This window comes from Agrobacterium rosae (assembly GCF_002915175.1).
Classification (GTDB): domain Bacteria; phylum Pseudomonadota; class Alphaproteobacteria; order Rhizobiales; family Rhizobiaceae; genus Agrobacterium; species Agrobacterium rosae.
Genome location: NZ_NXEJ01000008.1, coordinates 544,379 through 570,812, shown reverse-complemented (window position 1 = coordinate 570,812; position 26,434 = coordinate 544,379). Strand labels below are relative to the sequence as shown.

The 26,434-nt window shown below is 56.2% G+C and carries 26 protein-coding genes and 1 tRNA gene; 13 read left to right on the top strand and 14 right to left on the bottom strand.

The features are described from left to right. Positions 1–85: 85 nt before the first annotated feature. Positions 86–1,315: an ABC transporter substrate-binding protein gene (locus CPJ18_RS18360; protein WP_103659603.1), complete on the bottom strand. Its 1,230-nt coding sequence runs from the start codon at positions 1,313–1,315 to the stop codon at positions 86–88. Positions 1,316–1,467: 152 nt separating this feature from the next. Between CPJ18_RS18360 and CPJ18_RS18355 the strand changes: the two genes are divergently transcribed. Further along, positions 1,468–2,379 carry a helix-turn-helix domain-containing protein gene (locus CPJ18_RS18355; protein ID WP_103659602.1) on the top strand — a complete coding sequence of 304 codons (912 nt, stop codon included), beginning with the start codon at positions 1,468–1,470 and terminating at the stop codon, positions 2,377–2,379. Between the two features lie 12 nt (positions 2,380–2,391). Here CPJ18_RS18355 and CPJ18_RS18350 read toward each other — a convergent pair whose 3' ends face one another. The 7 genes from CPJ18_RS18350 to CPJ18_RS18320 form a co-directional block, all read right to left on the bottom strand. Further along, entirely contained in the window at positions 2,392–3,192 is an 801-nt protein-coding gene (locus CPJ18_RS18350; protein ID WP_103659601.1) for a phosphodiesterase, read from the bottom strand. A 69-nt stretch (positions 3,193–3,261) separates the two neighbouring features. Beyond that, positions 3,262–4,554 carry an ABC transporter substrate-binding protein gene (locus CPJ18_RS18345; RefSeq protein ID WP_103659600.1) on the bottom strand — a complete coding sequence of 431 codons (1,293 nt, stop codon included), beginning with the start codon at positions 4,552–4,554 and terminating at the stop codon, positions 3,262–3,264. Positions 4,555–4,597: 43 nt separating this feature from the next. Continuing rightward, a complete protein-coding gene (locus CPJ18_RS18340; protein WP_103659599.1) occupies positions 4,598–5,419 on the bottom strand; it encodes a carbohydrate ABC transporter permease in 822 nt (273 codons plus the stop codon). Next, complete coding sequence (locus CPJ18_RS18335) at positions 5,419–6,273, bottom strand: carbohydrate ABC transporter permease (protein ID WP_103659598.1); 855 nt, start codon at positions 6,271–6,273, stop codon at positions 5,419–5,421. Before CPJ18_RS18335 ends, CPJ18_RS18340 begins: the two co-directional genes overlap by 1 nt. A gap of 68 nt (positions 6,274–6,341) precedes the next feature. After that, positions 6,342–7,487: an ABC transporter ATP-binding protein gene (locus CPJ18_RS18330; protein ID WP_103659597.1), complete on the bottom strand. Its 1,146-nt coding sequence runs from the start codon at positions 7,485–7,487 to the stop codon at positions 6,342–6,344. 204 nt (positions 7,488–7,691) lie between these two features. Continuing rightward, complete coding sequence (locus tag CPJ18_RS18325; RefSeq protein WP_407026440.1) at positions 7,692–8,621, bottom strand: lytic transglycosylase domain-containing protein; 930 nt, start codon at positions 8,619–8,621, stop codon at positions 7,692–7,694. Between the two features lie 38 nt (positions 8,622–8,659). Beyond that, positions 8,660–9,376, bottom strand: a complete 717-nt coding sequence (locus tag CPJ18_RS18320) for an SDR family NAD(P)-dependent oxidoreductase (RefSeq protein ID WP_103659595.1) — start codon at positions 9,374–9,376, stop codon at positions 8,660–8,662. A gap of 161 nt (positions 9,377–9,537) precedes the next feature. Here CPJ18_RS18320 and CPJ18_RS18315 point away from each other — a divergent pair, with 161 nt between their 5' ends. Further along, positions 9,538–11,208: an FAD/NAD(P)-binding protein gene (locus CPJ18_RS18315; RefSeq protein WP_103659594.1), complete on the top strand. Its 1,671-nt coding sequence runs from the start codon at positions 9,538–9,540 to the stop codon at positions 11,206–11,208. 10 nt (positions 11,209–11,218) lie between these two features. Here CPJ18_RS18315 and CPJ18_RS18310 read toward each other — a convergent pair whose 3' ends face one another. Both CPJ18_RS18310 and CPJ18_RS18305 read right to left on the bottom strand, forming a co-directional pair. Further along, positions 11,219–11,959 carry an MOSC domain-containing protein gene (locus tag CPJ18_RS18310; protein ID WP_153366555.1) on the bottom strand — a complete coding sequence of 247 codons (741 nt, stop codon included), beginning with the start codon at positions 11,957–11,959 and terminating at the stop codon, positions 11,219–11,221. Positions 11,960–12,047: 88 nt separating this feature from the next. Beyond that, positions 12,048–13,376 (bottom strand): aminotransferase-like domain-containing protein, encoded by a 1,329-nt coding sequence (locus tag CPJ18_RS18305; RefSeq protein WP_245445434.1) that lies wholly within the window; start codon positions 13,374–13,376, stop codon positions 12,048–12,050. Positions 13,377–13,476: 100 nt separating this feature from the next. Here CPJ18_RS18305 and CPJ18_RS18300 point away from each other — a divergent pair, with 100 nt between their 5' ends. The 6 genes from CPJ18_RS18300 (at position 13,477) to CPJ18_RS18275 (ending at position 19,302) form a co-directional block, all read left to right on the top strand. Next, positions 13,477–14,439: a substrate-binding domain-containing protein gene (locus tag CPJ18_RS18300; protein WP_103659591.1), complete on the top strand. Its 963-nt coding sequence runs from the start codon at positions 13,477–13,479 to the stop codon at positions 14,437–14,439. Positions 14,440–14,493: 54 nt separating this feature from the next. Then, positions 14,494–15,384, top strand: coding sequence for an ABC transporter substrate-binding protein (locus CPJ18_RS18295; protein ID WP_103659590.1), 891 nt, complete (start codon positions 14,494–14,496; stop codon positions 15,382–15,384). Beyond that, positions 15,381–16,304 carry an amino acid ABC transporter permease gene (locus CPJ18_RS18290; protein ID WP_103659589.1) on the top strand — a complete coding sequence of 308 codons (924 nt, stop codon included), beginning with the start codon at positions 15,381–15,383 and terminating at the stop codon, positions 16,302–16,304. The genes CPJ18_RS18295 and CPJ18_RS18290 overlap by 4 nt, the downstream gene beginning before the upstream one ends. After that, the gene (locus CPJ18_RS18285; RefSeq protein WP_077118353.1) at positions 16,301–17,083 is read left to right on the top strand and encodes an amino acid ABC transporter ATP-binding protein; all 783 of its coding nucleotides are present in this window, start codon (positions 16,301–16,303) and stop codon (positions 17,081–17,083) included. The genes CPJ18_RS18290 and CPJ18_RS18285 overlap by 4 nt, the downstream gene beginning before the upstream one ends. A gap of 92 nt (positions 17,084–17,175) precedes the next feature. After that, entirely contained in the window at positions 17,176–18,357 is a 1,182-nt protein-coding gene (locus tag CPJ18_RS18280) for a M20 aminoacylase family protein (protein WP_103659588.1), read from the top strand. Between the two features lie 36 nt (positions 18,358–18,393). Next, entirely contained in the window at positions 18,394–19,302 is a 909-nt protein-coding gene (locus CPJ18_RS18275; protein ID WP_103659587.1) for an ROK family protein, read from the top strand. Positions 19,303–19,329: 27 nt separating this feature from the next. On the opposite strand, the gene CPJ18_RS18270 is transcribed toward CPJ18_RS18275, so the two are convergent. Then, the gene (locus CPJ18_RS18270) at positions 19,330–20,436 is read right to left on the bottom strand and encodes a CobW family GTP-binding protein (protein ID WP_103659586.1); all 1,107 of its coding nucleotides are present in this window, start codon (positions 20,434–20,436) and stop codon (positions 19,330–19,332) included. Positions 20,437–20,559: 123 nt separating this feature from the next. After that, positions 20,560–21,666, bottom strand: coding sequence for a D-alanyl-D-alanine carboxypeptidase family protein (locus CPJ18_RS18265; RefSeq protein WP_371479931.1), 1,107 nt, complete (start codon positions 21,664–21,666; stop codon positions 20,560–20,562). A 162-nt stretch (positions 21,667–21,828) separates the two neighbouring features. Here CPJ18_RS18265 and CPJ18_RS18260 point away from each other — a divergent pair, with 162 nt between their 5' ends. Beyond that, positions 21,829–22,992, top strand: coding sequence for a M20 aminoacylase family protein (locus CPJ18_RS18260; RefSeq protein ID WP_103659585.1), 1,164 nt, complete (start codon positions 21,829–21,831; stop codon positions 22,990–22,992). Positions 22,993–23,112: 120 nt separating this feature from the next. Here CPJ18_RS18260 and CPJ18_RS18255 read toward each other — a convergent pair whose 3' ends face one another. Continuing rightward, complete coding sequence (locus CPJ18_RS18255) at positions 23,113–23,367, bottom strand: hypothetical protein (protein WP_103659721.1); 255 nt, start codon at positions 23,365–23,367, stop codon at positions 23,113–23,115. 205 nt (positions 23,368–23,572) lie between these two features. Beyond that, positions 23,573–23,647 (bottom strand) — tRNA-Gly (locus CPJ18_RS18250). 257 nt (positions 23,648–23,904) lie between these two features. Here CPJ18_RS18250 and CPJ18_RS18245 point away from each other — a divergent pair. The 4 genes from CPJ18_RS18245 to CPJ18_RS18230 all read left to right on the top strand — a co-directional run bounded on the left by CPJ18_RS18245 (position 23,905) and on the right by CPJ18_RS18230 (position 26,426). Continuing rightward, positions 23,905–24,414 (top strand): prolyl-tRNA synthetase associated domain-containing protein, encoded by a 510-nt coding sequence (locus CPJ18_RS18245; protein WP_103659584.1) that lies wholly within the window; start codon positions 23,905–23,907, stop codon positions 24,412–24,414. A gap of 64 nt (positions 24,415–24,478) precedes the next feature. Continuing rightward, positions 24,479–25,447 (top strand): thioredoxin, encoded by a 969-nt coding sequence (gene trxA / locus CPJ18_RS18240; protein WP_103659583.1) that lies wholly within the window; start codon positions 24,479–24,481, stop codon positions 25,445–25,447. Positions 25,448–25,555: 108 nt separating this feature from the next. Further along, complete coding sequence (locus CPJ18_RS18235; protein WP_167397933.1) at positions 25,556–26,227, top strand: LON peptidase substrate-binding domain-containing protein; 672 nt, start codon at positions 25,556–25,558, stop codon at positions 26,225–26,227. 10 nt (positions 26,228–26,237) lie between these two features. Beyond that, positions 26,238–26,426: a Trm112 family protein gene (locus CPJ18_RS18230; RefSeq protein WP_077105214.1), complete on the top strand. Its 189-nt coding sequence runs from the start codon at positions 26,238–26,240 to the stop codon at positions 26,424–26,426. Positions 26,427–26,434: the final 8 nt, after the last annotated feature.

Sequence of the window (26,434 nt, the reverse complement as noted above, 5' to 3'; positions counted from 1 at the left end):
GGCACCTTTGGAAAATTTTTTATAAATAGCAGCCGGGTACTTGGGGCATGCCGCTCACGGCACCCGGCGCTGGGAGGAACAGGTCTTATTTATAGACGCGGGCGCGGATCTTTTCGAGGCGCGCAAGGATGGCGTCGATCTTGTCAGGCTTGACCATGAATTCCTGGAAGCCTTCCATACCGGCCTTGGCCATTTCCGCCTGCGCATCGCGATCATAGAACTGCGCGATGGCGGTTGCCTTGGACAGCATGTCGAAGCCAGCCTCGAGGAACGGGTCCGTCGGCTTTTGTGCCTTGTTGTTGACCGGCAATTGGCCAAGCGTCGCGTTCATTTTAGATTGCACTTCCGGCGAGGCGATATAAGCGAGGAATTTCTTCGCATCGTCCTTGTTCTTGGCACCCTTCGGAATGTGGAACGTGTCGGTCGGTGCTTCCTCGGCAACGGGAATGCCAGCGGTGATTTCCGGGAAGGGCAGGAAGCCGATTTGCTCTTCTTTCAAGCCGCCATTTTTGAAGGTGGCACCCGCGAAATTGCCCATCAGATACATGGCAGCTTTGCCCTGCACCAGCTGCGGGACGGCATCCTGCCAGTCGATAGCGGCGTGGTTTTCAATGAAATAGCCAGGCTTTACCAGTTCGGCCCACTTCTCGAACACGGCTTTCACGCGCGGGTCGGTGTAAGGGACCTTGCCGGATGTCAGCTGCATGTGAAAATCATAGCCATTGACGCGCAGGTCGAGATAATCGAACCAGCCAGCGGCTGGCCACTGCGCCTTGGTGCCGATGGTGAACGGTGTGATGCCAGCTTCCTTCAGCTTCTTCGAGGCAGCCAGAAGCTCATCCCAGGTCTTGGGCGGCGTGATGCTTTGGCTCTGGAAGATGTCTTTGCGGTAGTAAATGCCCCACTGGTAGTAGGTGTAGGGTACGCCCCATTTCTTGCCATCAATGGTCATGGACGGAGACGCGGACTTCAGCTGGTCCTCAAGACCGTTTGCAGTCCACACATCGGTAACGTCTTCGAAAAGGCCAGCCTTGACGAATGGCTCCATGCGGTTGCCCGCATACCAGGCAACGACATCAGGCGCATCGGCGGTTAGGAAGTTGCGGATGGCAGACTTGTAGCCCTCGTGGTCGAAGTTGTTCCACTTCACGGTGACGTCAGGATTGGCCTTCTGGAAGTCGGCAATCAGCTCCTCCATCGCCTTTTTCGGCACCGGATCGGAGTGGTCGGAATTGATTGTGATTTCGCCCGCGAAGGCAGATGAAAACAGCGCTGCCGACAAGGCAAGCCCGCTGAGGCATTTCAAAAGGGTCATGTTTTCCTCCCTATGACCGTTATTCTTTCGCTCTGGAAAATGCGGTATTTTGCACACTCCTCCCGAGCGTCACAGATGTCGGCTTGATCATCCGGCCGAAAGCCGCAATAATCTACCGAAATTCCACATAGTTTCTCCAGGATTCTAAGTTCATGTCAGTTTTACTGCCCGTCCAGCGCGATGAGTCCGTTCCGGTACATCCAGAGCACGATCCGCGCCATCCATTGGTCGTGTTCGGCGATCACAGGTTTTGCGGCGGCGAGGCATCACTGGTGCAGGTTATGGCTGGTCCGCACATGCACAGTCAGGTGGAACTCAATTTCGTGCTGGAAGGTGACATGACCTACTGGTTTGATGGCCGCGAGCTTACCATCGGTGCCGGGCGTCTGTGCCTGTTCTGGGGCATGATACCGCATCAGGTTATTGCCCGTGCGGAGGGAACGCGTTTCGTGTGCCTCTATGTGCCGATGTCATTCTTCCTCGGCCTTGCCAGTCTCACGCGCTTTCGCGATGCCGTGTTTCGCGGCGCGATGATAGAGGCGCTGGAGCTGCGCTCCTATGACAACGAAATATTCCAGCGCTGGCGAGATGAATTGCGCTCAGGCGACGAGGGATTGATCGAGATCGTCCGCAATGAACTCGGCGCACGTGTTTTGCGTATCGAACGGGATGGATGGCGCGACCTGCGCGAAGAAGGCTCCGCCATCGCAAGCCTCGGTGCCAATGACAGCGAGCGGACCGAACATGTTGAGCGAATGCTGCGCTACATCGCCGAGAACGCACTCAACAACATTTCAGCGGATGATGTCGGCAGAGACGCCGGGCTTCACCCCAATTACGCCATGTCCGTCTTCAAACGCGCAGTCGGCATGACCATCAATCAGGCCATCATTCGCCATAGGCTGGATACGGCTCAATCTCTTCTGATCGCCACCGATATGCCCATTACCGACGTTGCCTTCGAGTCCGGGTTTGGCTCGGTCTCACGCTTCTATCAGGCCTTTTCGGACCGATTTTCCCAGCGGCCAAAACAATACCGCGCCAGTATGCGCAGCAAGGTATGACGGCGTCAGCGATCACGGACCATCGCAGATCGGCGCTTGCCCCATGATCATCTCACCGACCTCCACGCTGTAGGCCCGCAAACCTTGGGCGTCGAGATTGATAATGCGATAGCAGGGATTGCCGCCGGTCCAATAGGGCGTAGGGCTGGTCAGGTCGGTAATGAAGCGATGGGCGCATGCCTGACCTGAGCTGAAGGCAATGCCTTCGGCGCTCGTACCGGCCAGCGGCACATGAATATGGCCGAACACGATATGCCGGATACCACCCCTGTGGGCGGCGAGCGTGCGCATGACAGCACCGTCGTCGTGCATCCCAATCTTGTCGAAATGGGCAATGCCGCAGTCCATCGGCGGATGATGGATGAAAACCGTCACCGGCAGATTGCCAGCATTTGTCAGCGCATCTGCGAGAAACAGCATGCGGTCTTCACCATATATGCCGCCGATGACGCCCGCCGCGTGGCTGTCAAGGAAGATCAGGCGTCCGAAATCCGTATCCATAAAGGACTGGATGAAGCCGTTTTCATCACGGGGATGCTCTGGAAAGGCGACTCGGAAATTCGGTCGGTCGTCGTGGTTACCCAGCATCAGCCGCACGTCGAATGGGACGGGCGTGAGAATATCGCGGAGAATGTCATAGGCCTCCAGGTCCCCGAAATTGCAGAGATCACCCGTCATGACCAGCAGGTCCGTGTCCATGTGCTTATCGAGAATGTCGGTGACAACGGCGCGCAGCTGCTTTTCGGGATCGACGCCGTTCACGGACTGGCCGGAAAGCATGAGGTGCGTATCAGTGATCTGGATGATTTTCATGGGGGAGCTTTCAGGCAATAGGGTGGGTCGCGGGGGTTATCCCCGCGGCCATTGACGATATGTCGTCGTTTACTTCATCAAGCCGTTGGTCTGCTCGACAATCTGCTTCAGGCCGTCTTCCGGCGTCACTTCGCCGCGCATCACTGTGCCGATGATGTCACGCTGGGTGCGCCAGATGCGAACGGAATCGCCACCCGGATAACCGGCCCATGGCAGCGAACGCTCTGCCTGCAGCGAAGCGGTCTTCACATTTGGATGCTCGGCATAATATGGTGCCAGAAAATCAGGTCCGATGGCGAGCTTGTTGGTTGGCAGATAACCGGTGATGCGGACGATGACATTCTGGGCTTCAGGACCGGTGATCCACTTCATGTATTTCCAGGCAGCGTCCTGCTTGGCCTTGTCCTGCGTTAACATGACAGCCGAGTTGCCGCCTGTCGGTACGCCACCCTTTTCCGGGTTGTCGAGCGGAAAGGTCGAGGTCTTCAGCTCGAAACGGTCGCCAACCAGCGCTTCGATGGTCTGAACATGCGCAGGTGTGGAGAAGATAAAGCCTGTCAGGCCCGCACCGAACTGCTGACGGGATTGGTCCCAATCCAGCAGGTTCTGGCCGCCTTCGGTCACGAAACGGCGTGTCAGCTTGAGGGCGTTAAGGCCGATGTCATTGTTGAAGCCAACGGTCTTCGTTGCTTCATCCACCAGCTTGCCACCCTGCTGGGTGATCAGTGCCTGCCACAGCCAGTCATCCGGCCACAGGTTGATGTCGTAACCCATGCCCGAGACTTTGGTGTCCTGCTGATGGATTTTGTTGGCAAGTGCGATCAAGCCATCGAAGGTCTTCGGCATATTGGCAGGATCACCACCAGCTTTGCGCACCAGTTCGGCATTGACGTAGATGATCGGCGAAGAGGCATTGACGGGAAGGCCGTATTGCTTGCCGTCGATCTTGCCCAGTGCTGCCATGTTCGGCGTGTAGTTCTTGTCGAGAAAGGCCTGGCCGCCTTCAGCTTCGATGAAGGGCGCAAGATCGGTGATCTGCTTGCGCGGGACGAGTGCATGCACCAGTTCTGCCGTCAGATTGTAGCCGGAGAAATAGACATCCGGCAGACTGCCAGTCACGGCGGCGCGCAGCACCTGCTGCTGACCATCATTATAACCCGGTGCCGGAGCCAGAAAGTTGATCTTGATGTCGGGATTGTTCTTCATGAATTCATCGGCCAGCGGCTGATGGAATTTCGTAAAGCCCGGCAGATTGTAAAGGACGTTGAGGGTCACGTCGGCAGCAAAGCTTGGCGTGGAAACACCGGCAAAAGCGAGGCTGAGGGCCAGACCGCCAAGTGCGGCCCGTCGGTTGATTTTCATGTCGTTCTCCAGAGAGATGTGTTTGGGAGGAAGGAGAGGGGAGTTACTTCACGCCGGTCATGGTGATGCCTGCGATGAAATGTCGTCTGGCCAGCAGGAAGCAGATGACCATGGGTGCGGTGATGATCGTCGCTCCCGCCATCAGCGCGCCGTAGTTTGCGCCGGACTCGACGTCGGCAAAAAACAGCATTCCAAGCGGCGGCGGGGCAAGATTGGTATCGGTGACGACGATCATTGGCCAGTAGAGGTCGTTCCAGTGCGCTACCAACGAGAAGACGGCGAAGGCGGCAAGCGATGGCAAAGAACCGCGCAGAACCAGCCGGAAGCAGATTTCCAGTTCCGAAAAGCCGTCCATGCGGGCCGCTTCGATAACTTCGTTGGGGTAGCTGCGGAAGGACTGGTTGAACAGGAAGATCGCAAAAACCGAAAGCAGAAACGGCATCATCATCGCGAAATAGGTGTTCAGCAATTGCGCCTTCGCAAGGCCGACAAACAGCGGCAAAGCCAGCGCCTGGATCGGCACGCAGAGTGCTGCAATCACCAGCGTCAGCAATAGCTTGCGACCGGGAAAACGAAGCTTTGCCAGCGCATAGGCGGCGGGAACCGCCGTCAGGACCTGAACGATGAGAATGCCGAAACAGACGATCACGCCGTTCAGCATGAAGCGCAACATCGGCACCTGGCTGGCGGCGCGCGTGTAATTGTCGACGGCAGCAAATTTCTCCGGTATCGGCCACAGGGATACACTGAAGATTTCCGCTGGCGAACGGATGGAGGTCAGGAACATCCAATAGAACGGCAGCAGCATCACGAATGCGCCAATGGCCAGAATGAGGTGTGGCAGGTATTTGCGAAAAGCGAGCATCAGTAATGCACCTTCCGGTCCATGTGCAGCGTCTGGCCGATTGAAAGAACCAGAACGATGGCCAGGAAAATCAGCGTCAGAGCGGCTGCGTAACCGGTGTTGGAATATTCGAAACCTTCGAGATAAAGCGCAAAGAGAAGCACTTCGGAGCCTGAACGTCCCTTCGTCAGAACCGCCACAGTCTCGAAAACCTTGAAGGCAGAGATCGACGTGGTCACCACGACGAACATCGTCGTTGGTCCTAGCATCGGCCATGTGACCTTGAAGAAGCGGTCGATGGGGTTCTTTGCGCCATCCAGCCGGATCGCCTCATGCAAATCCTTCGGAATGGCCGTCAGCCCGGCCAGAAACAGGACCATATTGAAGCCCAATACCTGCCAGATGCCGATGATCGCCATGGTCGGAATGAGGAGGGAAGGGTTGGACAAAAAGCCTACGGGCTCGAACCCCATCCACTTGATAGCCGCATTGACCGGCCCAAGGGAGGGATGGAGCAGGAACTGAAACACGGTCGCCATCGCAACCAGCGTTGCAGTAACAGGGAGAAAGTAGGCGATTTCCCAGAAGGCGCGGCTGCGCTTGCGGTTATAAACCAACAGAGCGATGCCAAGCGCCAGGAAGACGCCGACAGGAATGACGATGACGGCATAGAGCACCGTGTTGGCCAGTGCGCGCAGAAAAACGGGGTCGCTGAATGCCTTGTGGAAATTCGCGAGGCCAACGAATTTCGTAGAAAGCGCACCGAGCTGATAATCCGTGACCGAGAAGACAGCCAGCACGATCATTGGAATGATGTAGATCGCCAGCAACAGTAAAACTGCGGGCAAGACAAACAGAATGCCGCGCCGTGCCATGCGGCGCGCAGTCGAAGAGCTTTTCGATTTAGCGTCAGGCGTGGCCGCATCTATGGGAACAACCACACTCACGCGAGCACCTGTTCGTAAGACGCCACGTCGCAGCGTTTCTCGTCAGCGCCGAACAAATGCACATGTGTCTTGGCAAATCCCAGCCGAACCTTGCCATCGTCGTCGGCGTTGAGGGTGTCACCGGCCCTCTGGCGCATGATAAGACTGATGGACGTATCGTCGATCAGTTGAAGAGTAACGTAGCGGTCGGCGCCTTGGCTTTCAGTCCGCAGAATACGTGCTTCGATGCCGTCGGTCGCCGCAAAGATATCTTCTGCGCGGATGCCGAGCGTCGCAGGGCCTGCCGCGATGCTCTGTGCTCTAAGCCCAAGCTTTCGTCCGAACATAACGATCTCGCCGGCCGCTCCCGTTTCCACGGGCAGCAGATTGATCGACGGTGTTCCGATGAAGCGGGCAACCGTCAACGTCGCTGGCTGCTGGTAAAGCTCGTCCGGTGTTCCCAGTTGCTCGATACGGCCTTCCGACATGAGGGCGATGCGGTCAGACATGGTCATTGCCTCGACCTGGTCATGCGTAACGTAAACGAAGGTCGCGCCGAGGCGGTCGTGCAGACTGGTCAGTTCTCCGCGCATATGGGCGCGCAGCTTTGCATCAAGGTTCGATAATGGTTCATCCATCAAAAATGCGGCCGGTGAACGCACCAACGCGCGCGCAAGGGCCACGCGCTGGCGCTGACCACCGGAAAGCTGCGCCGGGCGACGATCGAGCAAATGGCCGATCTGAAGCACCTCAGCTGCGTCCTTTACCGCAGCGTCGATGTCACGCAGCGTTTCGGCATTTGCGGCCAGACGTCCCACCAGTGGCAACCTTGCCCAGAAGGAGAGGCGCCGCATTCTAAGTGGTGTCGCGATGTTGTCGTAGACACTCATATGAGGATAAAGCGCGTAGGACTGGAACACCATGGCAAGGTTTCGGTCCGCCGGATCGACATCCGTGACATCACGGTTGCCGATTGAGACGGTGCCACGATCCGCTGCTTCGAGACCTGCGATGATCCTCAGCAACGTCGACTTGCCGCAGCCAGACATGCCGACCAGCGAGAGGAATTCGCCGGGACGAATGGAGAGATCGATGCCCTTGAGCACGTCATCGGTACCGAAACGCTTACCGACTCCAGAAATAGTTAGCGACTGAGGCTGCATTTTGCGCTCCTTTTCAGAGGCGCGTATGAAGCCGTCAGATGACGGTGTTGCGACAGTTTTGAGAAGATTCCGTAACGAAAACAGGCCCCGATGACCTGTGGTTGTAGGTGGCACCTGTTTGAATTGTAGAATATGGAAGAAAGCAACGGAGAGCGGTGAATTGCATCCATGCAACCCTGCGCAATAGCCAGAGGCCGGTGACGCCTATCGGTTTCGCAAAACCGTGCAGGCAACCTTGGCGGTTCTGATCTGCTCACAGAGACGGTTGGCTTCGGCGCGTGTTTCACGCCCTATTCTTGCTGCGTAGCGGGGGCGATTGCCAAAATTGCCGCCGCGTTGCCGAACGATCAAGGCGCGTTCCTCGTTGATGGGAGACGGCAGCCGTTCGATGGCTCTCGTAAACAGCGACTCGACGACTGCCGGACGGTAATGCGCTGCAAGCTGCACACCCCATGGAGCCCAGTCTGCCGAGCCGCTGAAAACCGGTTCCTGAATGCGTCTCGTTTCGGCAAGCGCCAGACATGCCTCCTGAAATGGAAGAGCATCATCCAGTTCTGGTGCTGCTTTCCCAGGCGGGGCATCGCGCCATGTCTCGACGGTGTGACCTGTGATGGCGAACACATAGTCGCGCGTTTCTATCGGCAGCCGACCGTTGGTGAGGAAACGCGCGAGCCCGTTCTCCCCGGCATTATAAGCCGCAGCGGCGAAACCAAAGTTTCCAAAGCGGCCTTCCAGTTCCTTCAAATAGGATGCGGATGCCTCCAGAGCGTCGATCACGTCGAAACTGTTGGCCAAACCGCGACTTCTGGCGGTTGCGGGCATGAATTGGGCTATGCCTTCTGCGCCCTTGAAGCTTACGGCTTCCGGACGAAAAAGACTTTCGCGCCAGATCAGCCGCGCGAAGAAGGCAGGCGGCACCTTATTTTCTTGGGCAAAATGCGCAATCGTCCGGCACAGATCGTCATTGAAAGACGCCTTGCGAATGCAGATGTGGTGCGCGCCACGGTTTCGCTCGTAGAGGCAGGCTTCCTCGCCATCTTCGGCACTCAATGCCACCTGCGTCGTAAACATCGGCATGCTGAGCATAGCGACCAACGCGATCAATCCTGCGGCGGTAAGGTCGTGGAAGCTCATGCTTGATATTGCTCGCCCGTTTTTTTGATCGTTTGCTTCTACCAGGGTATTGCGCTGCGGTCATAGGCAATGAAGGACCCGGACGTTTCAGGGCCGAGCGCATTCAGCGTGGTGAGGATGGAGGCCGCGGCTTCGTCTGGCGAGACAGTGCGGTGACCACCGGCGTAAGGCCTGGACAAATTCGTTCTAACCGTGCCGGGATGGATCGCCGTCAGCACCATCTCGGGATGCGTCCTAGTATATTCGATCGATGCGGTGCGGACGATCTGGTTGAGGGCAGCTTTCGAAGCGCGATAGGAAATCCACCCGCCCAACCTGTTATCCCCGATGGAACCGACACGCGCAGACAGAAACGCAACAATGGCTCGGTCCTTTCGATCCAGCAAAGGCAGGAAATGCTTGGCGATCATCGCCGGTCCCACGGCATTGATGCTGAATTCCCGCAGCATGATATCGGGGTCCACCTGCCGCAAGGCTTTTTCAGGCGGATGTCCGTCGACGTCGAGTACCCCCGTCGCGCAGATCAGAAGCTGGATCGGTTTGCCTTGGAGTTGTTGTGCGGCTTTCTCGATGCTGGTTTCGTCCAGAAGGTCGATCTGGCCCTCGCTTCGAGAAAGCGCAATGACCTCGCCGACATGGGGTTCCTGCTGCAAACGAGCACACAGCGCAGAGCCGATACCGCCGCTGGCACCAATGATGACTGCCCCAAAGCCGGAGCGGAGGGAGGTGAGAAGAGGATCGCTCTGTGTTTTCATGAAAGAGGAAACGAGTTCGGACGATCTATGTTCAACATTGGAACCTCTCTTTTAAATAAAGATTATCTCATGTCGTGTGCCCCGGTCGAGGGAACTTCGAGGGCGTCTTCCGGTTTGTAACAGGCGTCAGTCGGCGTTGCGTCACGGGGTTTATTGTGCATATGACACCTAAAATTGCCATCATAGGATCCGGCCCTACGGGTATTTACACGTTAAAGGGTTTGGTCGGAAAATCTGAACCGCTTTCCATTACCATTTTCGAGAGTGAATCCGATCCGGGCAAGGGCACACCCTATCACCCTGCACTTAACGACCGCGCCATGCTGTCGAACATTGCCAGCATCGAGCTACCGCCAGTCTGCGAAACCCTGATGGACTGGCTTTTGCGCCAGTCGGACGAGGAATTGCAGCGCTTCGGTATAGAGCGAGCCAACATCAACGAGCGTGAATTTTATCCGCGCGTTGTCTTGGGTGAGTTTCTGTACGCGCAGTTTTCTCAGCTTCTCAACATCGGTAAGGCCAACGGTCACACGATTGAGGTCAAGGCATCGCACCGCGTTGCCGATATCGAGCTAAGACCTGCGGATATCCGTCTTAGCGTAACCGCGCCGGATGGCGAAGCGCTGGAATTCGCATTCGATCACGTAGTCATGGCCACCGGACACGACTTCCCGGAGACGACGGAGATCAGGCCGGGATATTATGTATCGCCATGGCCCGCTCCTGTGCTGAAATCAATCAAACCCTGCAAGGTCGGCATCTTAGGCACGTCTTTGAGCGGCATCGATGCCTTGATCACCGTCGCAACGGCGCACGGCTCTTTCCTCCTCGATGAGCAGGGTGATCTGCAATATCACGCGCTGCCGGATACGGAAGGTCTACACGTTACCATGATGTCGCGAAAGGGTGTCCTGCCGGAGGCTGACTTCTATTGCGAAATTCCCTATCGGCCGCTTCAGTTCTGCACCGAAGCAGCGATTGAGAAGGTGATCGCAACGAGACGTCATGATTTGCTGGATGCCGTGTTCGAGTTGTTCAAGGCGGAGCTTGTCTTTTGCGACCCTGAATACGCATCGCGCATCGGCCTCTCTCAGCTCACGGTTGAAACGGTCGCCAAAGCTTATTTTCAGGACCGCGAGACGACGCCACCTTTTGTATGGGCCGCGCGCAATCTTGCCGAAGCGGAAGCCAACAAGCTGCGGCACTATACGGTAGAGTGGCGTTACGCGATTTTGCGGATGCATGAGGTCATTGCGCTCGCGATCCCGCATCTCAACGAAAAAGACCTCGAACGTTTTCACAGACACTTCAAGACAGTCTTCGTGGATGATTACGCGACGGTTCCGCACGCATCGATCCGTCGCTTGCTGGCGCTTCACCGCGCGGGTAAACTCGATATCGTGGCTCTCGGCAATGATAGTGATATCGATAACAAGGCGGTCGAGCGTGGTGCGATCGTCCACGGCGGCAACCAAACCCTCCAGTTTGATGCCTTTATCGATGCAACGGGACAGCACACCTTATCTGCACGTGACATCCCGTTCCCGACGCTGAAAAAGCAGGGCGTGGTTCGCAAGGCGACAACGATTGTGTCGTCACCATTGGTGGGCGCTGAGGATCAACTCGTTCGCACGGGCGGGATTGATCTGGATGACAAGTTTAGACCGATCTTCCAAGACAATCTGACCAACCAGCTCTATTGTGGTTCGATTGCCTTCCTGCTTCACAAACTCCCATTCGTGCAGGGTATTACCAGCGCCCGTGATATCGGATACACGGTATCCCAAGCTATTTTGGATACCAAAAAGACCTTGGTGCTGGAGGTGGCCTGATCCTATTCGGTCAGGCCTCGATCAGATGAACACTATCGCCCACGGTCACGACGCCAGACTTCTCTATTGAGCCATATATGCCGAAGTTGCGGCGGTTCTGACGAAGAACGGTGCGTAGTATATCAGGGTTTTCAGAAATCCCGGGCTGGGCGATCAGCGTCATTCCGCATCGCTTTGTCTCTTCTGACGCTTGCGCTACCAGGGTTGGACCTAGCCGTATAAGTTGGCCGACCCATGAGCTTTCGCGAAAATCGGCGTCACCTTCCGTTCGTATTAACAGCGTCGGGCGAAAGCGTTTGCTGTGAACAGTGTCAGTTCCTATCAGCGCGGAAAGGTGTTCAAGCGAGCTGGTCGTTATCAAATGAAGCGGACTGGGCTCGTATCGAGGGGTAGCGATGTGTCCATCTGCAGGCATTAGCGTGTTGGTGACGTATGGCCTTACGTCGACATCGAAGCCGAAATGCTCAGATAGCTTTGACGCTATGTCAGTGTTTGAAACCGCAATCCACCCGCCATCAGGAAAACCGATCTCGGGCATATTGCCAATCAGCCTAGAGTGTAAAAAGAGTGCTGGTCGCCATCGGGCTTCTTTTTCGGGAGCTACGGCGTTGCCAGTGTGTGCATCGACAAGGCCCCAACTCCGGTCTCTTGGAACTCCATCGCTCTCGATGTTTACGGAGGTAAGTTGCTCCCCGCCGAGCGAACTGACCGGATAACGCCAGATTTCTTCGACCGTCCCCAATAATGTCAATGCTGTTCCGATCTTCTATTGGTCTTGTGGACAGGGAACTGTGTTGAGGGCTGGTGGTTCCATGAACATAAGATGTCGCTCTGCCCGATCACTCAGAACAGGCGAGGGCAATAGCGTCGGCAACGCTATCCCATTTTTCCTCTGTTAGCGTGGACGTGGCGACACGGATATGGTCGCCGGGTAACAGCGTGAACTTCTTTCCTGGATTGATGGCAATGTTGCGGGCGGCGAGCGTCACCGTTGCAAAGGTTTCTGAGGCGACTGGTAGCCAAAGGCACAGACCGCCACCAGAATGCGTCTCGATACCCCGCACTCTTAAAGCACTCGCCAAGCCATTTCGCCGTTGCTGGTAGGTGGCGCGGGCTTTTGCCACGGTCTCCCAGCTCTGCGGATTTCGTAAAAGCCATGCCGTCGCACCCTGCAGCACGCGGCTGGTCCAACCTGCGCTGAAGGCACGGTAAGACTGGATTTGCTCAACAATTGTCACCGAGCTCGAGAGAACGGCAAGGCGCAAATCAGGCCCTAATGTTTTCGAGTACGAGACGATATGAATGGTTCGGTCTGGAAAGCGCGCACCCAAAGAGTGCGGGGGAACCGAAGAAATGTCACCCAGACCATCATCTTCGATGATCAGGGTATCGCTGCCGTGTAAGATGTCTCCCAGTTCCGCCATGCGTTCTGCGCTCACCGTGTGGCTGGTGACGGAATGAAGGCGAGGTTGGAAAACAAATGCGCCCGGTCGTTCCTTCAGCGCCGCATGCAGGGATGCAGGTGTCGGTCCATGCTCATCGCAGATGACTGGAATGATCTTGATTCCGAAGTCCTCGAGAATATCGAGAAGCCGCATCGCCGTGGGATTTTCGATGGCGACGGCGGAGCCGGGTGAGACAAGGGCGCGAATTGCCGTGTATACAGCGTTATAACCGCCATTCGTCACCAGAAATGCTCCCGGCTGATAGGCCCAGCGCTCGCTTGCCGCTGACTGCAATTCGGGAATGATACGACTGCGCTCGTAGTCGTTGAGCTTATCGACGGTGGCCGCATGCGCCAGTGCTTCCGCCAGCGGCGGCAACAACGAGGTATCCGGTACAGCCAGCGAAAGATCCAAGGCGTTTGGCCCGTAATTGCCGACGCTGGCAAAACGTTCCGGTTTGGCAATGAAGCTATCGCCACTGACCCATGTGCCATTTCGGCCGCGCCCGGTGATGACCTTATGTCGGCGCAAATCCGCCCACGCTTCGGACAGCGTTGCTGGACTTATGCCCAGTTCATAGGCCAGATCGCGGATTGACGGCAGTCGTGTTCCTACCGGAAGAATGCCAGCGCGAATCAAGGCGCTGGTTTCAAGAGCGATTCCTCGAATGGTACGATCGGCTATTTTTTCAGCAAGCCAGTTTGCAGAATAGATGTTGCTCAAAATTGTACCTTTTTTAATGTTCAATAACGTAATAACATTTGATGTTTGTAATTTGAACATTTAACTTTTGATTACCGAGATTTTTTTGTGAGCATTCAGCATGACCGTTACGCTTCGCCTCGCACTCCGTGATTGGGACTATATGACCCCGCTCGTCCTCGGAGATGTATCCTCGCCCCGCCTTGATATTAGAGTTGACCGAGTTGGAACCCTTATTTCCAACGTTGCAACCGATGCCGCCTATGATGTCGCGGAAATGTCTTTCAGTCGTTACGCACAGATGCGTCATGATGGTGATGAGAGCGTTGTCGGTATGCCCAACTTTATCATGCGCGGTTTCCGCCACCGCTGTATCATCACCAGCAAGGCCAGTTCCATTCGCCAGCTATCTGATCTGGCAGGCAAGAAGATTGGTGTCACCGGCTGGCGGGATTCGGGCAACACCTGGACGCGCGCCGCCGTTCGCCGCGAAGGCGTCGGCGTTGAAGATGCAATGTGGTATGCCGGGCGTCTGACGAAAGACCATCCCATCACTGACCGTCTTGATGGTTTTGGCCGCCCAGGCCGCATCGAGGCCGCTCCGGGTGAGCGCCCGATGGTTGATCTGCTTAATGATGGCGGGCTGGATGCCGTTTTCACACCTTTCATGCCGAAAGGTTTCTTCGATAAAGACTCGACCCTGCGGCAGGTTCTGGATGACTATCGTTCAGCTGAAGTCGACTATTTCAACGATGTCGGCTATGTGCCGGGTATGCACCTGATCGGCTTTAAGGCCGCGATCGTGGCCGAACATCCGTGGATCATGGATGAGTTGAGCGAGCTCCTTGATGCGTCGCAGCGTATGTGGTTGGAAAAGCGTGAGAAATATGCCGATACTACGCCGTGGATGATCGATGAGTTGCGCCGTTGTGCTGCCGATCTTTCTCCCTCGTGGAGCGCCAATGGCTTTGAGGCCAACGAGAAGATGATCGCCGATTTTGCGACCGAGCTTCACGAGCAAAAAATTCTGCCGCGGCTTCTTTCGCCTGCCGACCTGTTTCCAAAGCAAGCCACTGGCCGCTGATGCGATATTCAAGACAAACAGACATTCAAAGTTAAACCAAAAAAGGGGAATGCCATGTACTCGAAACTCACCACGTCCGTTGCTCTGCTGGGCTTGTTACTGGCCACGCCAGCGCTGGCACAGGACGCAGCCATCCCGCAGCAGACTGTCAATAAAGAGCTGAATGCCCGCCTGCCGGAGAAAATTCGCACCGATGGCAAGATGATTTCCGTCAACAACGGCTCTTTTCCTCCCTATGAAATCGTCACGGGCACGGAACTGACCGGTGCGAGTGCCGACCTTACCGATGCGCTCGGGCAAGTGCTGGGCGTGAAGATCGAGCATGCCACGGTGGGCGGCCTTCCGGCCTTGCTTTCCGGTGTCAATTCTGGTCGCTACCAGTTCGCCTTTGGCCCGGTGGGAGATTTCAAAACACGCCAGGAATCCAATGACTTCGTAGATTGGGTACAGGAATTCGTCGTATTCGCCGTGCAGAAGGGCAACCCAAAGGGCATCGTTTCGCTGGATACGGCATGCGGCACCCGCATTGCGGTCATGGCTGGTGGCTCGGCTGAGAAAGTCATCAAGGCGCAGGTTGAAAAATGCACCGCCGACGGCAAGAAGCCGGTCGAGGTTCAGTCCTATACTGACCAGCCAAGCTCCATTCTGGCGGTTCGCTCCAAGCGCGCCGATGCGTTCTTCTCTTCGCAGGCACCGTTGACCTATTTCGTATCCCAGGCCAACGGGCAGCTGGAACTGACCGGCGTCGGTGAGAAAAACGGTTTCGAGGATCTGTTTCAGGGTGCGGTCGTGCCAAAGGGATCTCCACTGGGCGAAGTCCTGCGGGATGGCGTCAAGGTTCTCATCGATAACGGCACTTACGGCATCATCATGAAGAAATGGGGCCTGGAAAACAACGAGATCAAAACACCCGGTATCAATCTGGTGGGAGTTGAAAAGAAATGAGTGCGGCTCCCGCTCACACCGCATCACCATCTGGTGGTGCGGACCCACGCGATGTGGCAAATGTCCATCGCCCTTTTCAAACCGGTCGTGTCACGCTCTGGCTCATCACCGTCCTGATTGCCGCGAACTTCGCATGGATTGTGGCCAACAACGAAAACTTCGGCTGGCGGGTCGTTGCGCAGTATTTCTTTGACCCCACCGTCATGCAGGGCCTTTCTGTCAGCCTTGGCTTGACGGTCGTCGCGATGCTGATCGGCGTCGTGCTGGGCTTGTTGCTTGCCGTTGCGCGCATGTCGCAGGACGTTCTGGCAAGCTCGCTGTCGGGACTGTTCGTCTGGTTCTTCCGTGGAACGCCTCTGCTCGTCCAACTCATCTTCTGGTACAATCTGTCCACGCTCTTTCCGGAAATCTCCATCGCCATTCCCTTCGGTCCAACACTGATCAGCTGGGAAACCAACTCGGTCATTACGCCCATGACAGCTGCCATCGTCGGGCTTGCGCTCAACGAAGCTGCCTATATGGCGGAAATCATTCGCGGCGGTCTTCTGTCTGTCGATAGAGGTCAGGCCGAAACGGCGGAAGCTTTCGGTATGACGAAGGCACGGGTCTTGTGGCGGATCATCATTCCGCAGGCTATGCGCTCCATCGTACCGCCAACCGGCAATCAGTTGATCAGCATGATCAAAGCGACCTCGCTCGTTAGCGTCATCGCCATGGCAGACTTGCTGTACTCCGTGCAGTCTATCTATAACCGTACCTTCGAAATCGTTCCGATGTTGATGGTAGCGGTCATCTGGTATCTGTTGATCACTTCCGTTCTCAATATTGGTCAGGGTTATATCGAGCGCTACTACGGCAGAGGCGACCGTCGCACTGCTACCGCTCAAGCGCCCGCCGTTCAGCCGGAGCCAACACCATGACCGCCGCAGATCATGACAAACAGCCGCTCGTGCGCGCCCGCAACGTCCACAAGGCCTTCGATCAGCTTGAAGTTCTCAAAGGCATCGACTTGGAAGTCTTCCCAGGAGAGGTCGTGGTCGTCCTGGGCCCCTCCGGTTCGGGAAAATCCACGTTCCTGCGCTGTATCAATCACCTGGAATCGATCAATCGCGGATCGATCGAGGTGGGCGGGGAGCAGATCGGATATCGCTTCCGCAACAACAAGCTGGAGAAGCTGTCGGGCAACGCCATCGCTGCGCAGCGTCGCAACATCGGCATGGTGTTCCAGCAGTTCAATCTCTACCCGCACATGACGGCGTTGCAGAACATCATCGAAGCACCCGTCGGCGTCCACGGCGAAAGCAAGGCAGAGGCCACGGCCTATGCGCGGGAGCTTTTGCAGAAGGTTGGGCTGTCCGATAAGGCGGATAATTATCCGCGTCAGCTTTCCGGTGGCCAACAGCAACGCGTCGCCATTGCGCGCGCCCTTGCCATCAAGCCGAAACTGATGCTGTTCGATGAGCCGACATCCGCGCTCGACCCGGAACTGGTGGGTGAGGTTCTCTCCACCATGCGCGATCTTGCGCGCCAGGGCTTGACGATGATCGTTGTCACGCATGAAATAGGCTTTGCCAAGGAAGCAGCCGACCGCGTCGTCTTCATGGATGGCGGCCATATCGTGGAGATGGGAACGCCGGAAGAGGTGATTGGAAATCCCCAGCATCCACGTACACAGGCCTTCCTGTCGCGTTTTCTTTGAATGACGTAAGCGGTGCCCCGGCAATTGGCCGGGGCATCCTATTCACATTTAAGCAGCACGCTCGGATGCGTGCTTTCTGAATTGGAGTTCCCATGACCGTGCTCGACAATGCTTTTGCCCGTGTATCTGATTTCGCCGATATGGAGGCTGACCTTATCGAGACGCGGCGGCATCTTCACGCCAATCCGGAGCTGTCTTTCGAAGAGGCGGAAACCGCGCGTTACGTTGCGGAAAAACTGGAAAGCTGGGGCTATGACGTCACACGAAATGTCGGTGGTCATGGGGTCGTCGCACGTCTGACGGTCGGCGAAAGCAAGAAGGGCATCGCCATCCGCGCGGATATGGATGCGCTGCCTATTCTCGAAGAAACCGGCAAACCCTATGCCAGCAAAGTGCCGGGAAAGATGCATGCCTGCGGCCATGACGGCCACACCACGGTGTTGCTGGGGGCTGCGCAACATCTGGCCAAGACGCGCCGTTTCAACGGCACCGTCACTTTGGTGTTCCAGCCGGCGGAAGAGGCGGGCAAGCCCAGCGGCGCGCAAAAGATGATTGCTGATGGTCTGTTCGAGCGCTTTCCATTCGACGCGATTTTCGGCCTGCACAACCACCCCGGCGCACCGGAGGGCGCTATTCTGCTGCGTTCCGGTCCCCTCATGGCATCGTCGGACATGGTCACCATCACCATCAAGGGCAAAGGTGGCCACGCCTCGCGTCCTCACCTTACAATCGATCCTATCGTGGTCGCCTGTAACCTGGTCGTGGCCTTGCAGACGGTCGTTTCGCGCAATATCGACCCGACACAGACGGCAGTCGTCACCGTCGGCACGATTCATGCAGGCGAAGCCGTTAACGTCATCCCGGAATATGCCAAGCTGGCGCTCAGCGTGCGTTGCTTCGAGCCACGTATTCGCGATCTGCTGGAAGAGCGCATCACCAAGTTGACACATGCCGTGGTCGATGGCTTCGGTGCAACGGTGGAGATGGATTACCAGCACGGCTATCCCGTTGTCGTGAACTCGGAAGAAGAAACCGCATTTGCCCGCACCGTGGCCGAAGAACTCATCGGTACGGACAATGTTTCGACTTGCCACCTCATTCCCGGCAGCGAGGACTTCGCCTATTATCTGGAGCAGAAGCCCGGTAGTTTCCTGCGGCTCGGAAACGGCATGAACTCGGCCATTCTCCACAGCTCCAAATATGATTTTGCCGATGCTAGCCTGACGGTTGGTGCCGCTATGTGGGCGAGACTTACGGAACGTTATCTGGCATAAGCGCTGCGTTAGCGTATTATTGCCGGGAGCTCTGAGTTGATCGTCTGTTTCGATATTGGCGGGACCGCCATCAAGGGTGCTGGCGCGCGGGCGCTGGATGACATCAGGCCCGTTGCTCGCAGGCAGACGCCGATTCATGATTTCGATGCCTTCATATCGGTGTTGAAATCGGTCATCGCCGAAATCGGTGGTACACCGGAATGTATCGCGCTGTCGATTACCGGCATCATCGATCCCGACACCGACTGGTCTTTCATCGCCAATATACCCTGCGCCCATGACAGGCCTCTGAAAGCCGACCTTGAGGCTGCACTCGGGTTGCCGGTTCTCATCGCCAATGATGCAGACTGCTGCGCCTTGGCAGAGTATGGGGCGGGCGCAGGACGCGGTCATCGCGTGGTGTTCAGCGCTATTCTGGGCACGGGTGTCGGTGGTGCTCTGGTCATCGACGGAAAGCTGATCAACAGCGGTGGTGGTTTTGCTGGCGAGTGGGGTCATGGTCCGGTGGCCGCAACCCGTGCAGGCAACCCTCCAGTGGACCTGCCACGGTTCGCCTGCGGCTGCGGACTGGAAGGGTGCCTCGACGCCATCTGCAGCGCGCGGGGCATGGAAAAGCTGCATCGACATCTGACGAAACAGACATTGGTTGCCGAAGAGATATTGGAGAACTGGCAGGCGGGCGAGGCGGACGCAATTCGCACGATGGATATCTACATTGATATGCTGTCAGGCCCGCTGGCACTGGTGGTCAATGTGACCGGAGCGACAATCCTGCCTGTGGGTGGTGGTCTTTCCAATTCGGCTGCGTTGATCGAAGCCTTGGACCTTGCTGTGCGCTCGCGTATTCTTCGCCGATTTTCGCGCCCACTCGTCGTGCAGGCCGAATGCACCATCGAACCCGGTCTCGTCGGCGCTGCCGTGCTGGGTTTCGATTTCCTAAAATAGCACTGCGCGCAATGACAGGCGTTGTGCCTAAAACCGCATGCCGGGAACCGCGAGTGGATTGTCCATAACAGCCTGACGGTCCGGTCTGTCGATGCGAACCGCACCGGTGAACGCGCCGAACAAATCCTTCACGAAGGCTTCCGGCAGGTCATGGGTAATCAGAACCATGCGTGTGCGCCGGTCGGATGGGTCCGGCCATGCGGCAAGGCGCTGCGGCGGGTGGAAAATGGATTGCACACCATGCAGCACGAGTGGTCGGTCTGGGTTGTCCGAAAGATGTACGATAGCCTTCATGCGCAGAAGCTTCTCGCCATGGGCCGAACGCAAAAGATCGACAAACATCTCGATGGCCATCGGATCGATCGGCTGTTCGTGCACGATCGAAAACGAGCGGATTGAGGCATTGTGCCGGTTCACATCATGATGGTGGTGATGCCCGTGGTCGCGGTGGTGGTGATCATGATGAGCCTCTTCGCCCAGCCAACGGCTGACATCGCCAACCTTGTTTGCGGCATCGTACAGGCCGTTTTCCAGAAGTGCCACAGCCTTCCAGTCCCCTCGATCTCCGTCTTCGATCGTTGCCCGCGGGTTTATAGATATCAGCCTATCCGTCAGAGCCCTAATCTGCGCTTCTGAACCAAGCGTTTGTTTCGTCAAAACCAGACGATCCGCGACCGCGACCTGCTTGACCGCCTCCGTGTGGTGATCGAGCGTGGATAAACCATTCACGGCATCCACCACGGTTACCATGCCATTCAGCGAGAAATTCTGTGCGATGATCGGGTTTCCGATGATCGACTGCATGACCGGGGCAGGGTCGGCAAGGCCGGTCGTTTCGATGACGACGCGGTTGACCTTTTTCAGCTTGCCGGTCTGGATGGCATCCATCAGTTCCGCCAGCGTATCTACCAGTTCACCACGCACTGTGCAGCAGAGGCACCCCTCTGCCAGTTCGATGATGCCATCGCCGGATCGTTCAACCAGCAAATGGTCAATGCTGACATCACCGAATTCATTGATGATAATGGCTGCATCCTGCATTGCAGGGTCTTTCAGAAGCTGATTGAGCAGCGTCGATTTTCCCGCACCCAAAAAGCCTGTGATGATGGAAACCGGTATACGATCCTGTGCCATGAGGCGACCTGTAGCGTTAGAACATTACATGTTGAGAGACGCCTTATAGCAATAAATGCCGCCAGCGTAAGCGTCGATTTTCAAAACAGACAAAGGCCCGTCCATGGACGAGCCATTCATTGCTCAAAATGTCGGACGCGGAATCGGGATCGGCACATTGGCGACGCCACCCTTGCCAGCGGTGGTGGCGACAACCGTTTCGCTGCCGGGAATGAGTCCCGCATAGGAATAGACCGGTGGGCGCGTCATTTCCTGGACATAGGGTGATTTGATGATCATGCGGCCGGCCTCATCGCGACTTTCGCTGCGCACCTGAGCGGCTTTGGGATTGCAGATATCGGCACTGATATCATTGACGAATTGCGTTTCGCCGTAGGGCGCAAGTGAGGCAATCGATACGCCTTGGCTGGACGGTGCCGTCAGCCCCATCTGCAAAAGGTCAGCCGACTGGTCGGTGCGGCCCGCAAGGCTGTCTGCGCCCAGCACAACGCTGATGACCTGACGGCCATTCCGTGACGCAGACGAGACCTGATTGAAACCAGATGCACAGATAAAGCCGGTCTTCATGCCGTCGGCCCCGTCAAATCGACCGACAAGCATGTTGTAATTGGCGTAGTTCTTCTTGCCGGTGCTGACACCTTCCAGCGAAAAGTACCGCGCATATTCAGGGAATTCGCGCTTCAGGATCAGCGCCAGCACGGCGAGATCGCGCGCCGTGGTATATTGGCCCTTGCCCGGCAAACCATTCGGGTTGACATAATGTGTGGACGACATGCCAAGACGTGCCGCCTGCGCATTCATCTGAGCTACGAAATTTTCGCTCGTACCGCCCACCGTCTCGGCAATGGCCACGGCAATGTCATTAGCAGACTTGATCAGCAAAAGCTTCAATGCACTGTCGAGCGTCAGCTTGGAACCTGGCTTGAAATACATCTTGCTGGCAGGCTGGTCGGCAGCCTTCTTGCTCATGACAACTTCGGTTTCGGGGCTTAGCTTGCCGGATTTCATGGCGCTGAATGCGATATAGGCGGTCATCAGCTTTGTCAGCGAAGCCGGATACCATTTGCGGAATGCTTCCTGATGCGAAATCACCTTGCCGGTCTTCACATCAATAACCATCTTAGGGTTGGCCTGTGCTACACAGGTCATCGCCAGAACACTGGCAGACATCGCGGCAACGATTTTTACGAGCCGCCCTGCGGCGCGGTTAGGTCTCAATGTATCTTGCAAGGCGTATCCTCGGATTCCCGTCTTCGTATCGGGATTTGCAATATTCACCATATATGTCCTAGCAATGGCAAAGTACATTGATTGCGTCAATTATGCGGCGCAATATTTGCTGCGGAGGAGCGCTAATCATCATGTCGAGAATGGAACATCAGGGATAAAAGAATGCCAGTTTTGAACAGAGCGGCGGAATTGCAGGCGGAAGCGACCGAATGGCGGCGTCATCTCCATGAGAACCCGGAGTTGCTATACGACGTCGACGACACTGCCGCATTCGTGGCGGACAAGCTGAAATCCTTCGGCGTTGACGAAATCGTGACGGGAATTGGTCGCACCGGCGTCGTCGGCGTCATTCACGGCAAGCATGGCAAAGGCCGCATGATCGGTTTGAGATCCGACATGGATGCTTTGCCAATCGTCGAAGAAACCGGCAAGCCCTGGGCCTCGAAGGTGTCCGGCAAGATGCACGCCTGTGGTCACGATGGTCATATGGCCATGCTGCTGGGCGCTGCGAAATATCTGGCCGAAACGCGCAATTTCAACGGTTCCGTGGCCTTGATCTTCCAGCCGGCCGAAGAAGGCGGTGCCGGTGCTCTTGCCATGGTCGAAGATGGCCTAATGACCCGCTTCGACATGGATGAAATCTACGGCATGCACAATATGCCAGGTATTCCCCTGGGATCTTTCGCCATCCGCAAGGGCGGCATAATGGCGGCGCCGGATAAGTTCTCCATTCTGGTCAAAGGGCAGGGTGGCCACGCGGCGCAGCCGCATCGAACGGTTGATCCTATTTCCATCGGCGCGCAGATCGTGACGAACCTTCAGATGATTGCCTCCCGCAATACCGACCCGATCCGTTCGGTGGTCGTGTCCGTCACCCGTTTTCAGGCTGGCTCCAGCCACAATATCATTCCCAACGAAGCAATCATTGCAGGTACTGTCCGTACGCTGGACGAAGACGTCCGCGATATGGCTGAGGCGCGCATCAAGCGGATGGCTGAGGGTATCGCTCAGGCCAACGGTGCCGAAGCAGAAGCTATTTACGAGCGTTATTGCCCTGTTACCGTCAACCATGCCGACGAAACAGAACACGCTATCCGCATCGCTCGGGACGTTGTGGGAGAGAAGAATGTCGATCCCGATGTCGATCCGTCCATGGCTGGGGAGGATTTTTCCTACATGCTGAAGGAACGTCCAGGTGCCTTCATTTTTCTGGGAAATGGTGAAAGTGCAGGGCTGCACAACCCAAGCTACGACTTTAACGACGAAGCCATCGGCTACGGTATTTCCTACTGGGTAAAGCTGGCCGAACAGCGGCTTGCCGGTTGATTCAGACAACCAAAGACGGCTCAAAAAAATGCAGTCCAGATACGGAAATCCGGCGACGAACATTACATTCGTGCGCCGGATTTCTGTGACTAAAGATGAGGTTAAGCGGGAATGGGGTCGTTAACGGACGATCACGCCGTATTCCACGGTGTCGCCGCGGTTCGAAGGGTACCGGTAACGTTCGTTGTTACGCCAGTTTCGTCCACGGTCACGTCGATAGTCGCGGTTGTCATGTCTGTAGTGGCGATCACGGTCATAGGACCGGTACTGCACGCCTGTCGCATAGTAGCCTTGGCTTCTATAGCCTCTGTCATCAACGCAACCGCTTAGGATGCCGACTGACACGAGGCATATTGCTGCTGTTAAAAATTTCATATGATCTCTCCCTGTTGCGTTCTTAACGTGTGCCGAGATCAGCGGTTCCACCGTCCCGTCATAACGAAAGCCCATGTCGACTTTGATGACCATTTGGCTCGGACCGAGCCGTCGTCCAGTTGGCAGGGAGATAGAACGTGAGACGTGTAAAACATCAGGTCCAGATTTCAGGACCACTGTCTCAATTTACGCTTTAAGAGAAAATTGGAGCGGGCGAAGGGATTTGAACCCTCGACCCCAACCTTGGCAAGGTTGTGCTCTACCCCTGAGCTACACCCGCTCAAATCCGCTGGTTCGGGGTAGATCGCTGAACCGCGGGTCGCTGCGTTGCGGCGACGAGGGCTATATCGCTCAACCGCTTTTTAAATGCAACAGGGAAATGACAAAAAGGCGCAGAAAATTTTCAAAAACAACACAAGTGACGGAAAACATTCGATTTTTTCGCCATTGAAATCTGCGGGACGATTGCAAAAGCAGTTCTGAAGGCCTAATGACTGTTTCATCAAAAATCGAATCCGACCGTATGAGAAAGCGATTATGACAGAGCAATCCCCGAAAACGGCGCAAGAGCTTTTCGCTTTGTTGGACAGTCTGGGCATCACCCATAAAACTTTCGAACACGAGCCAGTCTTTACCGTGGCGGAGTCGGAATCCTTGCGTGACCGAATTCCTGGCGGACACACGAAAAACCTTTTCGTCAAGGACAAGAAGGATCAGTATTTCGTTTTGACGGTCGAAGAAAATGCGACGGTCGACCTTAAGACTGTGCACAAGCTTATCGATGCGTCCAGCCGGGTGTCTTTCGGCAAGCCGGAAAAGATGCTGGAGTATCTGGGCGTCATTCCCGGCTCGGTAACCGTTTTTGGTGCGATCAACGACACGACGAAGGCGGTGACGTTCGTGCTCGATAGCGACCTGATGAAGCACGAATTGATCAATGGTCATCCGCTGTCGAACGATGCTACGACGACCATCGGCAACCATGATCTCATTCGCTTTCTCGAAGCGACAGGTCATACGCCGCTTGTCTTGAAAGTAACCGAGTAAAGTACGATCTTTGCGCCAGAGTGCCAATGATTGGCCAGATGATGCGCAGTAACGGAGACCTTAAATGAGCGGTACCAACAACCCTTACGGAACGTCCCTCGGCGGACAGATGACCGGCTCCGTACAATTTGGAAGCGCGCCCGACGGTGCGGCATCCTCCCACATCAAAGACACGACGACGGCCAATTTCGGCAAAGACGTCATGGAGGAATCCCGTAACCAGCCCGTGCTGGTGGATTTCTGGGCACCCTGGTGCGGCCCTTGCAAACAATTGACACCGGTGTTGGAAAAAGTGGTCGATGAAGCTGGAGGTCGCGTCAAGCTTGTCAAACTCAACATCGATGATCACCCATCTATTCCCGGTCAGCTCGGCATTCAATCCATCCCGGCAATCGTAGCCTTTCAGGATGGCCGCCCTGTGGATGGTTTCATGGGTGCTGTACCGGAAAGCCAGATCCGCGAGTTCATCGACAAGATTGCAGGCCCCGCAGCAAACGACCCGCAAGCCGAAATCGATGCTGCTCTTGCCGAAGCCAAGCAATTGCTGGCTGATGGTGATCACCAGGGTGCAGCCCAGCTCTTCGGCTTTGTCATGCAGGTGGATCCGGAAAACACAACGGCCGTGGCCGGCATTGCAGATTGCATGATTGCAGTTGGTGAATATCAGCGTGCCAGCGACCTTCTGGCTTCCCTGCCCGCTGAAATGCTCGCCGATCCGGCCGTAGAAGCCGTGTCGAAAAAGCTCGCGCAGTATGAAGAAGCCCGGCAGTTAGGTGATCCAGCAGCGCTTGAGCGTGAGTTGGCCGCCAATCCAGACAATCACGAGGCGCGGATAAAGCTCGCAAAGATCCTTAATGCACAGGGCAGACGTGACGAAGCGGCTGACCAGTTGCTGACCGTGATGCGCAAGGATCGCACATTCGAGGACGATGGCGCGCGCAAGCAGCTTGTCGAGTTTCTGGAAAGCTGGGGTTTCAAGGATCCGTCATCCGTCACGGCGCGTCGTAAGCTGTCGTCTATCCTGTTTTCTTGAAAGCTGCCTTGTGGTCTGCAATCGTGGACCACATTTAAAAGAATAGTGATGAAACAAAGCCGCGGCGCGCTGTCGCGTCGCAGCGTCTAAAGAAATCGAGGGCTATTCATGCATGTCGGTAATGCAAGATATTTGAAAAGCACCGATCTGCCGGACGTGGTGCCTGTATTTCCTCTGTCGGGCGCATTGCTGTTGCCAGAAGGGCAACTGCCCCTCAATATTTTCGAACCGCGATATCTGGCGATGTTCGATGCCGCGCTGGCCAGCCACCGGCTGATTGGCATGGTGCAGCCATCATTGCAGGTGTTGGACGCGGGAGCAGGCTCAGGCGCGCTCTGCCAGGTGGGCTGCCTGGGGCGCGTCACCTCCTTTTCCGAGACGGGCGACGGGCGATACATGGTGTCTTTGAGCGGCATTTGTCGTTTCCGGCTGCTGGATGAAGTTACTTCCGGCAAACCTTACCGAAGCTTCAAGCACGCGCCCTTCATGGCCGATCTGACCGGCGAAGAGGATGAGGATGCCGTAGATCGCGAAAATCTGCTGCGGGTTTTCCGCTCGTTCCTAGACGCTAACCAGCTGGAAGCGGACTGGGAGAGCGTGGAGCGTGCCGGAAATCGTGTGCTCGTGAATTCGCTATCGATGATGTCGCCCTTCGGCCCCGCGGAGAAGCAGGCCCTGCTGGAAGCGCCGGACCTGAAAGCGCGTGCCGATACGCTGATCGCCATTACCGAAATCGTTCTTGCTCAAGGCGGAACCGACAGCGAAATCATATTGCAGTGACGGGACAGGCATGGACGAGAAGCTGAGCAAGGTCGATCCCAAGTTGTTGGATCTGCTGGTCTGTCCACTGACGAAAGGGCGGCTGTCCTATAATCGAGAGCGCAACGAACTGATTTCAGAGAGCGCGAGGCTGGCCTATCCCATCAGGGATGGGGTTCCCATCATGCTCGTTTCGGAAGCGCGTAAAATAGAGGATTAGAGGCCAGC

What these genes read in the sequence shown, in the direction of transcription:
- CPJ18_RS18360 (WP_103659603.1), bottom strand. Translation starts at nt 1,315, where the DNA reads ATGACCCTTTTGAAATGCCTCAGCGGGCTTGCCTTGTCGGCAGCGCTG.
- CPJ18_RS18355 (WP_103659602.1), top strand. Translation starts at nt 1,468, where the DNA reads ATGTCAGTTTTACTGCCCGTCCAGCGCGATGAGTCCGTTCCGGTACAT.
- CPJ18_RS18350 (WP_103659601.1), bottom strand. Translation starts at nt 3,192, where the DNA reads ATGAAAATCATCCAGATCACTGATACGCACCTCATGCTTTCCGGCCAG.
- CPJ18_RS18345 (WP_103659600.1), bottom strand. Translation starts at nt 4,554, where the DNA reads ATGAAAATCAACCGACGGGCCGCACTTGGCGGTCTGGCCCTCAGCCTC.
- CPJ18_RS18340 (WP_103659599.1), bottom strand. Translation starts at nt 5,419, where the DNA reads ATGCTCGCTTTTCGCAAATACCTGCCACACCTCATTCTGGCCATTGGC.
- CPJ18_RS18335 (WP_103659598.1), bottom strand. Translation starts at nt 6,273, where the DNA reads ATGGCACGGCGCGGCATTCTGTTTGTCTTGCCCGCAGTTTTACTGTTG.
- CPJ18_RS18330 (WP_103659597.1), bottom strand. Translation starts at nt 7,487, where the DNA reads ATGCAGCCTCAGTCGCTAACTATTTCTGGAGTCGGTAAGCGTTTCGGT.
- CPJ18_RS18325 (WP_407026440.1), bottom strand. Translation starts at nt 8,621, where the DNA reads ATGAGCTTCCACGACCTTACCGCCGCAGGATTGATCGCGTTGGTCGCT.
- CPJ18_RS18320 (WP_103659595.1), bottom strand. Translation starts at nt 9,376, where the DNA reads ATGAAAACACAGAGCGATCCTCTTCTCACCTCCCTCCGCTCCGGCTTT.
- CPJ18_RS18315 (WP_103659594.1), top strand. Translation starts at nt 9,538, where the DNA reads ATGACACCTAAAATTGCCATCATAGGATCCGGCCCTACGGGTATTTAC.
- CPJ18_RS18300 (WP_103659591.1), top strand. Translation starts at nt 13,477, where the DNA reads ATGACCGTTACGCTTCGCCTCGCACTCCGTGATTGGGACTATATGACC.
- CPJ18_RS18295 (WP_103659590.1), top strand. Translation starts at nt 14,494, where the DNA reads ATGTACTCGAAACTCACCACGTCCGTTGCTCTGCTGGGCTTGTTACTG.
- CPJ18_RS18290 (WP_103659589.1), top strand. Translation starts at nt 15,381, where the DNA reads ATGAGTGCGGCTCCCGCTCACACCGCATCACCATCTGGTGGTGCGGAC.
- CPJ18_RS18285 (WP_077118353.1), top strand. Translation starts at nt 16,301, where the DNA reads ATGACCGCCGCAGATCATGACAAACAGCCGCTCGTGCGCGCCCGCAAC.
- CPJ18_RS18280 (WP_103659588.1), top strand. Translation starts at nt 17,176, where the DNA reads ATGACCGTGCTCGACAATGCTTTTGCCCGTGTATCTGATTTCGCCGAT.
- CPJ18_RS18270 (WP_103659586.1), bottom strand. Translation starts at nt 20,436, where the DNA reads ATGGCACAGGATCGTATACCGGTTTCCATCATCACAGGCTTTTTGGGT.
- CPJ18_RS18260 (WP_103659585.1), top strand. Translation starts at nt 21,829, where the DNA reads ATGCCAGTTTTGAACAGAGCGGCGGAATTGCAGGCGGAAGCGACCGAA.
- CPJ18_RS18255 (WP_103659721.1), bottom strand. Translation starts at nt 23,367, where the DNA reads ATGAAATTTTTAACAGCAGCAATATGCCTCGTGTCAGTCGGCATCCTA.
- CPJ18_RS18245 (WP_103659584.1), top strand. Translation starts at nt 23,905, where the DNA reads ATGACAGAGCAATCCCCGAAAACGGCGCAAGAGCTTTTCGCTTTGTTG.
- trxA (WP_103659583.1), top strand. Translation starts at nt 24,479, where the DNA reads ATGAGCGGTACCAACAACCCTTACGGAACGTCCCTCGGCGGACAGATG.
- CPJ18_RS18235 (WP_167397933.1), top strand. Translation starts at nt 25,556, where the DNA reads ATGCATGTCGGTAATGCAAGATATTTGAAAAGCACCGATCTGCCGGAC.
- CPJ18_RS18230 (WP_077105214.1), top strand. Translation starts at nt 26,238, where the DNA reads ATGGACGAGAAGCTGAGCAAGGTCGATCCCAAGTTGTTGGATCTGCTG.